General features: G+C 66.4%; 12 protein-coding genes. 6 read left to right on the top strand and 6 right to left on the bottom strand.

The features are described from left to right. From ACFQ50_RS13270 to ACFQ50_RS13245, 6 genes are all read left to right on the top strand, one after another. Positions 1-376, top strand: a 376-nt coding sequence (locus tag ACFQ50_RS13270) for a DUF5134 domain-containing protein (protein WP_377996011.1), incomplete at its 5' end; no start/stop codon positions are given. Between the two features lie 175 nt (positions 377-551). Beyond that, positions 552-2,057: a glyceraldehyde-3-phosphate dehydrogenase gene (locus tag ACFQ50_RS13265; protein ID WP_377996010.1), complete on the top strand. Its 1,506-nt coding sequence runs from the start codon at positions 552-554 to the stop codon at positions 2,055-2,057. 7 nt (positions 2,058-2,064) lie between these two features. Continuing rightward, positions 2,065-3,090: an ATP-dependent 6-phosphofructokinase gene (locus tag ACFQ50_RS13260; RefSeq protein ID WP_377996009.1), complete on the top strand. Its 1,026-nt coding sequence runs from the start codon at positions 2,065-2,067 to the stop codon at positions 3,088-3,090. Positions 3,091-3,133: 43 nt separating this feature from the next. Then, on the top strand, positions 3,134-3,718 hold the full coding sequence (locus ACFQ50_RS13255) for a histidine phosphatase family protein (protein WP_377996008.1): 585 nt from the start codon (positions 3,134-3,136) through the stop codon (positions 3,716-3,718). A 124-nt stretch (positions 3,719-3,842) separates the two neighbouring features. Continuing rightward, a complete protein-coding gene (locus ACFQ50_RS13250; protein WP_377996007.1) occupies positions 3,843-4,556 on the top strand; it encodes a hypothetical protein in 714 nt (237 codons plus the stop codon). An 88-nt stretch (positions 4,557-4,644) separates the two neighbouring features. Beyond that, entirely contained in the window at positions 4,645-6,804 is a 2,160-nt protein-coding gene (locus ACFQ50_RS13245; RefSeq protein WP_377996006.1) for a transglycosylase domain-containing protein, read from the top strand. 23 nt (positions 6,805-6,827) lie between these two features. Here ACFQ50_RS13245 and ACFQ50_RS13240 read toward each other — a convergent pair whose 3' ends face one another. From ACFQ50_RS13240 to ACFQ50_RS13215, 6 genes are all read right to left on the bottom strand, one after another. Then, the gene (locus ACFQ50_RS13240; RefSeq protein ID WP_377996005.1) at positions 6,828-7,559 is read right to left on the bottom strand and encodes a GAF and ANTAR domain-containing protein; all 732 of its coding nucleotides are present in this window, start codon (positions 7,557-7,559) and stop codon (positions 6,828-6,830) included. 42 nt (positions 7,560-7,601) lie between these two features. Beyond that, positions 7,602-7,949, bottom strand: coding sequence for a hypothetical protein (locus ACFQ50_RS13235; RefSeq protein WP_377996004.1), 348 nt, complete (start codon positions 7,947-7,949; stop codon positions 7,602-7,604). Positions 7,950-8,026: 77 nt separating this feature from the next. Further along, positions 8,027-8,818 (bottom strand): DeoR/GlpR family DNA-binding transcription regulator, encoded by a 792-nt coding sequence (locus ACFQ50_RS13230; protein ID WP_377996003.1) that lies wholly within the window; start codon positions 8,816-8,818, stop codon positions 8,027-8,029. Positions 8,819-8,887: 69 nt separating this feature from the next. Then, on the bottom strand, positions 8,888-9,568 hold the full coding sequence (locus ACFQ50_RS13225) for an SDR family NAD(P)-dependent oxidoreductase (protein ID WP_377996002.1): 681 nt from the start codon (positions 9,566-9,568) through the stop codon (positions 8,888-8,890). Further along, positions 9,565-10,812: an exo-alpha-sialidase gene (locus ACFQ50_RS13220; RefSeq protein WP_377996001.1), complete on the bottom strand. Its 1,248-nt coding sequence runs from the start codon at positions 10,810-10,812 to the stop codon at positions 9,565-9,567. The genes ACFQ50_RS13225 and ACFQ50_RS13220 overlap by 4 nt, the downstream gene beginning before the upstream one ends. Positions 10,813-10,815: 3 nt before the next feature. Further along, entirely contained in the window at positions 10,816-11,592 is a 777-nt protein-coding gene (locus ACFQ50_RS13215) for an HpcH/HpaI aldolase/citrate lyase family protein (RefSeq protein WP_377996000.1), read from the bottom strand. Between the last annotated feature and the right edge of the window lie 49 nt (positions 11,593-11,641).

Below are 11,641 nucleotides of genomic sequence, written 5' to 3'. Positions count from 1 at the left end.
CGGCACCCAGGGACGACTCAAATGCGCCTACCACGCCCTCACCATGACCGCCGCAGCCCTCATGATCACCCTCATGACCCACCCCACCACCACCACCCCCGCCAACCAAACACCAACACCCATGCCCATGGCCCACGCCCACCACACCATGACAACCACACCCACCACCCCGGCAGCACCCCTGGGCCACACCCCCGCCCTCCTCCTCACCCTCCTCTTCGCAACCGCCGCCCTCACCTTCCTCATCCTCCTCCTCCGCCGCCACACACCAACCACCCACCACCCAAAAACACAGCCACACCACACCCGCACCGAACACGCCCTCGAAGCCCTCAGCGCCACCACCATGGCCCTCATGTTCGCCACCACCACATAACCCCCCACAGAGCAGAACAACAACGGCGGCACCCTACCCAAAAGGATCGTTAAAACCATCCGGAATTAGCGTTTCCCCTACCCGAAGATGGCAGGACGATGGATATCAAGCCCCTCTCAGACCATCTCAGGAGCTGAAGCTAAAAACAGACCCACCCTTTTGGAAAGGCAGTCCGATGCTAGAAACCCCAGATTCAAGTCTTGCTACCTGGATGGACCGTGAGGCCCTCGCCGAGGCTATGATTCCGGTGATCGGCCGGCTGTACCGTGAAAACAACGTGGTGACCAGCGTCCATGGCCGGACTTTGGTCAACAAGTCCACCATGAGCATTCTCAAGGCGCACCGGTTTGCGCGCCGGATCAGCAAAGACGAGCTGCCCCTGGGGGAGACGGCCCCGCTGCTGAACACACTGGCCCAGCTGGACCTGGGTGCCGCTGCCATCGACATCGCCCGGCTGAACCAGAAGTTCAAGTCCGACGGCGGCGACCGGACTTTGGCGGAATTCCTCCGGGCCGAACTGGCTGAGGTGGTGGGCAAGCGGGGCGCCGGCAACCACGCCAGCACCGACGTCGTGCTTTACGGCTTCGGCCGCATCGGCCGCCTGGTGGCGCGCCTCCTGATCGAACAGGCGGGCGGCGGCCACGGCCTGCGGCTGCGCGCCATCGTGGTCCGGCGCGGCTCCGACAACGACCTGACCAAGCGTGCCAGCCTGCTGCGCCGCGACTCGGTGCACGGCTCCTTCGAAGGCACCATCAAGGTGGACACCGAGGCCAACACCATCACGGCCAACGGCGTCCGGATCCAGGTCATCTACTCGGACAACCCCGCCACCATCGACTACACCGCCTACGGCATCAACAATGCCCTCCTGGTGGACAACACCGGCCGCTGGCGCGACACCGAAGGGCTGTCCCAGCACCTGCTGAGCAAGGGCGTGGCCCGTGTCCTGCTGACCGCGCCGGGCAAGGGCGACCTGAAGAACATCGTGCACGGCATCAACCACCGCGACATCAGCGATGCCGACCGGATCGTGACGGCAGCCTCCTGCACCACGAACGCCATCACCCCGGTCCTGCAGGCGCTCAACGACAGGTACGGCGTGGTCCACGGTCACGTCGAGACCGTCCACTCGTTCACGAACGACCAGAACCTGATCGACAACTTCCACAAGGGCGACCGCCGCGGCCGCTCCGCCGCGCTGAATATGGTGATCACCGAGACCGGTGCCGCCAAGGCTGTGGCCAAGGCGCTGCCCGAACTGGAGGGCAAGCTCACCGGCAGCTCCATCCGGGTCCCCACCCCCGACGTGTCCATGGCCATCCTGAACCTGAACCTGGAACGCGGCACCACCAAGGACGAGGTCAACAACTACCTCCGCGGGATGGCGCTGCACTCGGACCTTCGCCAGCAAATCGACTACATCGACTCGCCCGAGGTGGTCTCCACCGACTTCGTCGGTTCCCGCCACGCCGGGATCGTCGACGGCCTCGCCACGATCTCCAACGACAAAAACCTGGTGCTCTACGTCTGGTACGACAACGAGTTCGGCTACAGCTGCCAGGTGGTCCGCGTCATGGAGGAAATGGCCGGCGTGAACCGGCCGTCATTCCCCGCAGCGGATGTCGTTGAGGAGGCCATGTCGGTGCTTGCCGCCGTGGAACCGGCCGCCCCCCGAATGTGAGCCGAACATGAAAATTGGAATCCTCACCAGCGGTGGCGACTGCCCCGGCCTGAATGCGGTTATCCGCGGCGCCGTCCTCAAGGGCATTGCCGTCCACGGCCACGAGTTCGTCGGATTCCGCGACGGCTGGCGCGGCGTGGTGGAGGGTGACGTCATCGACCTCCCCCGAACCATGGTCCGCGGTATCGCCAAGCAGGGCGGCACCATCCTGGGCACGTCGCGGACCAACCCGTTCGAGAATGGCGGCGGCCCCGACGTCATCAGGGCCCACATGGACCGGCTGGGCATCGACGCCATGATCGCCATCGGCGGTGAAGGAACCCTCGCCGCCGCCCAGCGCCTCACCGACGCAGGGCTGAAGATCGTCGGTGTTCCCAAGACCGTGGATAACGACCTTGACGCCACCGACTACACCTTCGGCTTCGACACCGCGGTTCAGATCGCCACGGAAGCCATCGACCGGCTCCGGACCACCGGCGAGTCCCACCGCCGGTGCATGATTGCCGAAGTCATGGGCCGGCACGTCGGGTGGATCGCGCTGCACGCCGGGATGGCTGCAGGCGCCCACGCCATCCTCATCCCGGAGCAGAAGATCAGCATCGAGCAGATCGCCCAGTGGGTAAAGGAAGCCCATGCCCGCGGGCGCGCACCGCTGGTGGTGGTGGCCGAAGGCTTCATGCCTGAGCATATGGAGACCCCGCACTCCGAGCGCGGGCTGGACACCTTCGGCCGTCCCCGCCTGGGCGGCATCGCTGACCAGTTGGTTCCGGAAATCGAAACCCGGACAGGCATCGAAACCCGCGCCACCATCCTGGGCCACATCCAGCGCGGCGGCGTACCGTCAGCCTTCGACCGCGTCCTGGCCACCCGCCTGGGCATGGCCGCGATCCACTTGGTGGTGGAGGGCCTGTGGGGCACCATGGTGGCCCAGAAGGGAACGGACATTGAGCACGTTGCCTTCCAGGAAGCCCTGGGCCGGCTGAAGTCTGTCCCGCAGAAGCGTTACGACGAAGCCGCGGTCCTGTTCGGTTAGGTCCCTCCCCGGCTCCCGAGGTGGATGCTTCACAATGGAAGGCATGACCCTCACGACTTTCGCCCTCATCCGCCACGGCCAGACCGACTGGAACGCGCAGCGCCGGCTGCAGGGATCCAGCGATATTCCGCTGAACGACGTCGGCCGCGGCCAGGCGCGCGAGGCCGTCGCCGTGCTGTCCGGGCAGGAGTGGGACACGATCGTGTCGTCACCGCTGGGCCGCGCGGCGGAAACCGCCGAGCTGATCGCGGCGGGCCTGGGGCTCACAGTGGCCAGGCACGTGCCGGAGCTTACCGAGCGCAGCTTCGGACCCGCCGAGGGCCTGCAGGCCGGCCCGGAACTGGAGGGACTGCGCATCCCCGGCGGCTTCCGCGGGGCAGAAAGTGACGACGAGGCGGCCTCCCGTGGCCTGGCCGCCCTGGAGGCACTGGCCGAGGAGTTCCGGGGGCGCCGCGTTTTGGTCGTAGCGCACGGCACGCTCCTCCGCCTGGCCCTCGGCCGTGCCATCGGCAGCACCCTGCAAAGCATCGACAATGCCGTGCTCAACCTGGCCCACCACCACGCCGTCGACGGCTGGCAGCTCGAATACTTCAACGGCGAACGGGTGGTCGAGGCCGCCCACAGCTGACGAATCTGGTGCTGCCTCTGTCCCCGGCGGCCTGACAGGACTACCTTTCTCCTATGGGCCGGGCAAGCAACAGGTGCACCGGGCCGCATAAAGGGTTTCTACTCAACGAGGAGTGGGACGGGCCATGAAGCCAAGAACCATAATAGTGGGGGTCATCATCCTGTTGCTGGTCGCTGGCGGGGCGGCATTTTTTTACTTCAACAACTTGAGAACCAGGGCTGCTGACTACAATCCGCAGATCACCCCGGCGGACTTCAGCACGAAAATAACCAACAAGTACTTTGCGCTTCCCGTCGGCAAGAAGATGACCTACGGGGCCGGCGGTGACAGGATCGAAATCGAAATCCTCAAGGAGACGCGCGTCATTGAGGGCATCGAAACTGTCATCTACCTGGACAAGGAATTCAAGAGCGGGCAGCTCGTCGAGGAGACGAGGGACTACCTGGCCCAGCACAAGAACGGCGACGTGTGGTACTTCGGTGAGGACGTGAATAACTTCAAGGACGGTCAGCTGCAGAACCATTCCGGCAGCTTTATCCACGGGCAGGACGGGGCAAAGGCCGGCATCTGGATGAAGGCCGAACAGCGCGTGGGCGACACCTACCGGCAGGAGTACTACCTTGGCCATGCCGAGGACATGCGGGATACCATCGCCACGGGCCAGACCGTCACCACGAAGATGGGCACCTACACAGAGTGCGTCAAGGTGGACGACTGGACACCGCTGGAGCTCAACTCGCGGGAGCACAAGTACTACTGCCCGCAGGTGGGCTCGATGGTCCTGGTTGAGGAAGCAAGCGGCAAGCGGTCAGAACTCACGAACATCGACCTGCCCTGAGCCCGTGCGGCCGAACCCGGCACTCTGGCCCGGCCGTCACCTGAAGCGTATTCTGGAAGCACGCTTTTTTGGGGTGTGAACCGCACTGATGGTACGCAAAAGCTTGGCATCGCGATCTCACACGGCCTGGGCAAGGTTGCTCGGGTTCGTGGTCCTCAGTTGCGTCTGCGGCGCGTTGGTTGCCGCCTACTTCGTTCCCCAGCTTGCCGCCGCCGGCGCCGCCGTGAACGGATCGCTCAACTTCTATAACGGCCTTCCTTCCGACCTTGCCGTGCGTCCGCCGGCGCAAACAACAAGGATTCTGACCTCGGACGGCCAATTGATCGCCTCGTTCTATGAGGAAAACCGGGTGCGGGTGTCGCTGAAACAGATGTCACCGTACATCAAGGACGCCGTGGTGGCGATCGAGGACAGCCGCTTTTACGAACACAGTGGCGTCGACCCCGTGGGTGTCCTGCGCGCGCTGGTGAGCAACGTCTCCGGCGGGGACCGGCAAGGTGCTTCCACGCTGACCCAGCAGTACGTCACCAACGTGGCCAATGAATCGAAAATTGCCTCCGGGCGCGAGGATGAGGTGGTCCTTAGCGGGGAGAAGACCATTGGCGACAAGGTGCGGGAAATGAAGCTCGCCATCGAGCTCGAGAAGAAATTCACCAAGGACCAAATCCTCGAGGGCTACCTCAACATCGTGTTCTTCAACCGCAGCGCCTACGGGATCGAGGCTGCCGCGCAGCACTTCTACAGCGTTCCGGCCAGCAAGCTCAGCCTCCCCCAGGCGGCAATGCTGGCAGGGCTCGTCAATAGCCCCAGCCTCTTCGACCCCGTGACCAATCCGGAAAACTCGCTCAAGCGGCGCAACCTTGTCCTGGATGCCATGCTGGCCCAACGAAAGATCACCAGAAAACAGCATGACACCGCAGCCGCCGCCGGCCTGGGCCTGAAAGTGCGGGTCTCCAGGCAGGGCTGCGCCGCCGCCGCCATCGCCCCGTACTTCTGCGACTACGTGTCGCATCTGATCCTCAACAACCGGGCCTACGGCGCCGACACGGAAGCCCGGGAGCAGAAGCTGTTCCGCGGCGGCCTGACCATCACCACCACGCTTGACAGCCGGCTGCAGGCAGCGGCCCAGGTCCAGGTAAACTCCACCGCCGGGGCCAACCCGGGCAAGTGGGGTGCTTCGCTGCTGACACTCCAGCCGGGCACCGGGAAAATCCTGTCAATGGCGCAGAACACGGTGTTCCTCCCGCTGCCGGGCAAGTTCGACACCCAGCTGAACTTCAACGTGGACGCCAAGGACGCCAACGGCAACGACCTCAACGGTGCGGGCGGGTTCCAGCCCGGATCCACCATGAAGCCGTTCACGTTCGCTGAGTGGCTGCACCAGGGACGGAAGATCACCGAGGAGGTGGATGCCTCACGGCGGGAGTACCCACTGGGGTTCCGCTGGCGGGACTCGTGCGCCAAGGTGGTTGGCGGCTACAGCAGCCGGCAGCGCGCCGCCGGCCTCGAAACTGCCGACGATCTGCAGAACGCCTCGGAGGGCTACTACCGCAGGATGCCCGCAAACTATGGGCTGTACAACTCCATCAACACGGCCACCTTTGCCGAGGTCGCGCAGCTGGACATCTGCGGCATCCAAAAGATGGTTGACACCCTGGGCCTGCACAGCGGCCTGGACGGGTCAGGGATCAACATGCACCAGCTGGGCAACGTGCTCGGCGGAACCGCCGTGTCACCGCTCAACCTGGCCACCGCCTTCGCCACCTTCGCCGCCGACGGCCGCTACTGCGCGCCGATGGCCATCCAGCGCGTCACCGATTTCACCGGGCGGGCGCTGCCCAGCCAGCAGTCGGCGTGCCGGACCGCTGTGGAGCCCAATATTGCCCGCGGGGTGAATTCTGTCCTGCAGGACGTCCTCAAGAAGGGTTCAGGCATCTACATCAACCCCAAAGTGCAGGGCAAGGTCCCTGTGGCGGCCAAGACCGGCACCAACAACAGCAACGGTGCCACCTGGGTATTGGGCTACACCAGCGGCATCGTCACCGCATCGTTCTTCGGTGACGCACTGAACGGCCAGAAACGGCCGGGCAGGAACATCACCGTCAACGGCACCCACTACGACCGCATTGACGGCTACATGATCGCCGGGCCGCAGTGGGCCAACTACATGCTGAAGGTGGCCAGGATGTATCCGGCCAGACCGTTCCCCAAACCCCCGGCGTCCATGATCGGGCAGGGCGGCAAGTAGCGCCGTAAGGGCAGGCCGGAGACCTACTCGAAGTGTGTCTCCACGCCTGATCCGGAGAGCCTGCCCAGGAGTTCCACGGCCACGTCGCGCAGCTTCTGGTTCCGGTTGCTGGAGACTTTGGCCAGTATGTCCATGGCTTCCTTTTGCGAGCACCGGTTCTGCGCCATGATGACGCCGCAGGCAACATCGATCGCCGTCCGGCTCTGCATGGCGGCCTCAAGGTTCAGCGCCCGCGCCTGGGCGGACCCGATCCGGACGGACAGGTGCAGGGTGCGGCTGGCCAGCTCGCCGAACTCCACCGCCCGGTCGAAGAGCTCGGCAGTGAACAGGCCCGGTGCGGGGCCGAAAAAGTTTATCGCCGCGCTGGCGCCCTCCCCGATGTCCACGGGAATGCCCAGCGTCGAGTACACATCGTGCTTGGCGAGCTGCTTCTGGTATTCCGGCCACCGTTCATCCGTGCGGACGTCGTCGAGAAGTTCGGGGGCCATGGTGAACAGCGCCCGAATACAAGGACCGTCGCCGATTGCCTGCTCGATCTGGTCCAGCTCCACTGCCCGGGGGCTGCTGCCCGCAACGGTGGCGGTGTGCCGGTGCCGCTTCAATGTCACGGCGCATTCAATGCCTGTACCCGCCAGACCGGTGAGCGTAGATGCTGCAAAGGCGGCCAGCCCGTCAAGGAAAGCCTCAACGCTGTCGGCCCCGATCAGGATGTCCTGCAGCTGCAGGACTGCCGAATCCTCGTTCGCTTCAGTCATTCCCCAATGCTAAACGCAAGGGGCCAACATGCACCCGCGTCCTCAGGCTGTCTGCGGCGTTCCGAAGAGTTCTGCGGCAAGGCGCAGCAGGCGCTCCGGGATGCTGGTGTCCTTGCCTTTGGCGTCACGGCCGACGATGACTGCCGGGCCGCGGGCAGCGCCTGCCAGGTCAAGGCCGCAGTCGTGCATGAGTTGGTCGGCGCGGAGGTTCACCGGCAGGTTGGCCGAGGTCCCCTCGGCGTTGAGGTAAAGGTGCCAGTCGCCCCGGGCGACGGACTCGAAGTCGCCCCCGAGCAGGTCTTTCAGGCTGTCCGCCCCTTCCACGGGGACAACCCGGAGGGGTTCGCCCAGGCGGGGCGGGACTATTAAGGCGGTGTGTGTAGTGTTCATTTTGGGTCACTGTTAATAACAAATTCAGGGATGCCGGTGTTCCCGCCGGCCTGCCGGCGGGGCCCCGGGATGCGGTTCTACGCAGAAGCCTGGCGCCCTGCCTGTACCTGGACGAGCTGCACTTGCACGCCAGCCTCCCTGAACAGCGCCACCTGGCCGGGGTGGGCGCCGGAGTCCGTCACCAGGGTCCACGGCAGGGCGAGTTTCGCCCAGGCGTGGAACGGGTGCTTCCCCAGCTTCCCGGAGTCTGCCAGGACATAGACGGCATCGCCGCGCCGGGCCATGAGCTCCTTGAGCCTGGTCTGTGCGTGGTCTGCCTCGCAGAGTCCGTTGTCCGCGGTGACGGCGTCCGCGCCCAGGAACACCCGGTCAAAGCTCATCCGCTCCAGGGCAGCCTCGGCAAGGGGGCCTACGAAGGTCTGGCTCACGCCCCGGAGCCGGCCACCGAGGCAGTCCACCTGGATCCCCGGCGAGTCGGCCAGCTCCTGCAGCGTGTTGATTCCCGGTGTGGTGACGGACAGATTCTCCCGTCCGCGCAGGGCGTGCGCCAGCGCACCGACGGTGGAGCCGCCGTCGAGCAGGATGTTCTCGCCGTTCTTCACCTCGGCGGCAGCCCAGGCCGCAATGGCGTGCTTCTGCTCGTACGCCTCCCCGGTCCGCTGCCGCAGGGACGGTTCGGGGTGGGCGCCCAGCGCCACGGCCCCGCCGTAGGTCCGCGCCAGCTTCCCCTCTTCGTTCAGTTGGGCGAGGTCGCGCCGGATGGTGGAGGCGGTGACCCGGAAATACCGCGACAGTTCCTCCACAGACGCCAGCCCCGTGGTGACGGCGAGGTGGTAGATCTCTTCGCGCCTGGTTTTGGCGGTGGTCATCGGTGGCTCTCCTTTGCTGTCACCATCGTAGGGGTCCGCTCGGCCCGAAGCCTCACAGGGCAGAACGCCTCACAGCGAGGCGCCGCCGCAGATCACGTAGTTCTGACCCGTGATGGACTTGCCGTGCGGCCCGAGCAGGAAACCGGCGAGCGCCGCCACGTCCCCGGGATCCACCAGCCGGCCGAGCGCGGGCAGCTTGGGCGGCGTGGCGGCACGCCCGGGGTCGGCCAGCATGGGCGTATCCGTCGGCCCCGGCGACAGCACGTTCACCGTGATGCCGCGCGGCGCGAGCTCCTGCGCCCACGTCCGTCCCATGCCCATGAGTGCCGCCTTCGTGGCCGCGTACTGGCTCTTGCCGGCCGCGCCCGTGGACGTCCGGCTGCCGATCAGCAGTACCCGGCCGCCGTCGGGCATCTGGGGCACCACCGCGTTGGCCAGCGCACTGGCAGCCCCGACGTGGACGGCGAACATGCCGGCGAGCGCCCCCGGGTCCAGCTCGCCCAACAGCGCGGTGCGCTGGTATCCGGCGGCGTGGACCAGCGCGTCTGCGGGGTCAATTGCCGCTGCCGTTTCCGCCAGCGACGACGGATCGGACAGGTCCGCGTGCAGCCACCGGAAGCCGGGCCCCAGCGAGGTCCCGCTGCGGCTCAGCCCGGTGACCGTCCAGCCGTCGGCCAGCAGCCGCTCGGCTATGGCCTTGCCGATGCCGGAGCTGCAGCCCGTGACAACTGCGTGGCGGGCGCCGGTCACTGCTCGTCGCCGCCCGGTGTCGCGCTGCCGTCATAGGCCCACTGCGGATCCACGCGGACGTACTTGATGGCCTGGCGGAAGTAGGTGTAGGCGATGTTCAGCGCACCGTCGGGGCCCTGGTGGATGGACGGGTAGGAGTACTCCCTGTTCAGGCCGTCGCGGGAGTTGTTGGACAGGCAGTAGCCGTCCCCCACGTCGAGGTTCCGCCGGATGGGCCAGCTGCGGCCCGAATCCTCGGAGATGGCAAGCGTCATGGGCGAGCGCGGCGTTCCCCAGAAGGCGCGCCGTTCGCCGTCGTCGTCGGCAACAGCAGCGCCGGGTACCGGCTCGGCGAGTTGCCCCTGTTCCTCAGCCAGGCCGTCGTCGTCGATCTCGTCGTAGAGCGACAGCCGCCGTTCGGTGTTTTCCTCCGCCCTGGCGTGGTTGTAGACCAGCGCCAGCCGGCCGTCTGCCAGCGCCGTGAACTGGATGGAGGAGTTGTTGTTGGGCAGTTCGGTGGGGACCGGTTCGCTCCAGGTGGTGCCGTCGTCGGTGGAACGTGATTCGTAGATCGAGTCTGCCCAGCGGCTGCGGAACAGCGCGAGCAGCGAGCCGTCGGCCACGGGCTGGATGTTCATGTGGACGCAGCCCAGGCTGCCCGGCAGGATGTGCTCGCTCCAGGTGGCTCCGCCGTCGTCGGAAATCATCACGGCACTGTCATCGCTGTTGCCCACCCATTTCTCCCCGGGCGTGGTGATGCAGCGGAAAATCGGGATGATCACGCGGCCGGACGGCAGCAGTACCGGCAGCTGCCGGACGAAGACGCCGCCCGTCTCGTTCGCGGCAAACAGCGTTTCCACCGGACCCCAGGTGCGGCCGCTGTCCGTGGAAGTACGACGGCGGACCTCCGCCGTGTCCTGGTTGCCCGCCTTCTGCGCGGTGTACAGGAGCCAGAGTGAATCATCCGGGGCGGTGAACAGGATCGGGTTCTGCTCGGAGCGGGTGGAGTCGTCCGACAGCTGCTCCGGGGCTGACCACTGGCTGCTGCCCGGCTCCAGGGTGGAGAACCAGATGGAGATGTCCGGCACGCCCTCCTGGGTGCCGCCGAACCACACGCAGCCCAGGCGTCCGTCGGGCAGGGTCAGGAGGTTGGCGGCGTGGCTCTGCACGGTGGGTGCCGGCAGGTACGCGAAGTCCGCGCCGTCCGCGCGCTTCACGGCGCCGTCGGGCGTGATGGTGCTGTAGCCGGCGTTGGTTGTCTGCATCCCTCAGCCCTCCGACTTGGCAGCAGCCAGGTGCGCCTTGGCAGCCAGCTCCAGGTGGGTCAGGTCCGACGCTACGGTGGTGAACGTGTAGCCCTGCCGCAGCCGCTGGGCGGCGATCTCCCCGGCGGCGGTGTGGATGCCGGCGGCGATGCCTGCGGAGGCGGCGGCGTCTGCGATGGTTTCCAGCGCCGCGTTGAACTCGGCCTCGATGGCGGGATCGCCCGGGAAGGCGCCACCGACGGCGATGGCCAGGTCCGAGGGGCCAACGTAGATGCCGTCCAGGCCGGGCGTCGCGCAGATCTCCTTCACGTTGGCCAGCCCCTCAGGCGTCTCAATCATGGCGAAGACCAGGGTGGCGGCGTTGGCTTCGGCGGGTACCGGGCCGATGCGCAGGGCCGAGCGCATGGGTCCGTAGGACCGCCCACCCAGTGGCGGGTATTTGGCCGCCGCGACGGCCGCGGCGGCGTCCGCCGCGTTGTTGACGAGCGGCACGATCACGCCGACGGCCCCGGCGTCGAGCGCCTTGCCGATCGCGGTGAAGTCGTTGGCCTCCACGCGCACCATGCCGACGGCGGTGTGCCCGGCGTCGATGGCCATCAGGCCGTTCAGCACGCCCGAGTAGCCGAGCAGCCCGTGCTGCGCGTCCAGTGCCACGTAGTCGTAGCCGAGCCTGCTGATGCGTTCCGTTGCCACGGGCGCGTCCAGCACTGCCCAGTAGCCGACGGCCTGCTCACGGGCGCGGACCTTGCGGGCGAATTCGGTAGCGAGTTCAGATGTCATGTGGTGTCTTCTGCCTTCAGTTCGGAAAATCAGCGGGGGTCGGCGGTTG

It is taken from the genome of Arthrobacter sp. NPDC056493 (assembly GCF_042795115.1).
In the GTDB taxonomy this organism is placed as follows: Bacteria; Actinomycetota; Actinomycetes; order Actinomycetales; family Micrococcaceae; genus Arthrobacter.
The sequence above is the reverse complement of the archived record's forward strand: the minus strand, read 5'-3'. Positions and strand labels throughout refer to the sequence as shown.

Coding starts and splice junctions, on each gene's coding strand:
- ACFQ50_RS13265 (WP_377996010.1), top strand. CDS start 552: ATGCTAGAAACCCCAGATTCAAGTCTTGCTACCTGGATGGACCGTGAG.
- ACFQ50_RS13260 (WP_377996009.1), top strand. CDS start 2,065: ATGAAAATTGGAATCCTCACCAGCGGTGGCGACTGCCCCGGCCTGAAT.
- ACFQ50_RS13255 (WP_377996008.1), top strand. CDS start 3,134: ATGACCCTCACGACTTTCGCCCTCATCCGCCACGGCCAGACCGACTGG.
- ACFQ50_RS13250 (WP_377996007.1), top strand. CDS start 3,843: ATGAAGCCAAGAACCATAATAGTGGGGGTCATCATCCTGTTGCTGGTC.
- ACFQ50_RS13245 (WP_377996006.1), top strand. CDS start 4,645: ATGGTACGCAAAAGCTTGGCATCGCGATCTCACACGGCCTGGGCAAGG.
- ACFQ50_RS13240 (WP_377996005.1), bottom strand. CDS start 7,559: ATGACTGAAGCGAACGAGGATTCGGCAGTCCTGCAGCTGCAGGACATC.
- ACFQ50_RS13235 (WP_377996004.1), bottom strand. CDS start 7,949: ATGAACACTACACACACCGCCTTAATAGTCCCGCCCCGCCTGGGCGAA.
- ACFQ50_RS13230 (WP_377996003.1), bottom strand. CDS start 8,818: ATGACCACCGCCAAAACCAGGCGCGAAGAGATCTACCACCTCGCCGTC.
- ACFQ50_RS13220 (WP_377996001.1), bottom strand. CDS start 10,812: ATGCAGACAACCAACGCCGGCTACAGCACCATCACGCCCGACGGCGCC.
- ACFQ50_RS13215 (WP_377996000.1), bottom strand. CDS start 11,592: ATGACATCTGAACTCGCTACCGAATTCGCCCGCAAGGTCCGCGCCCGT.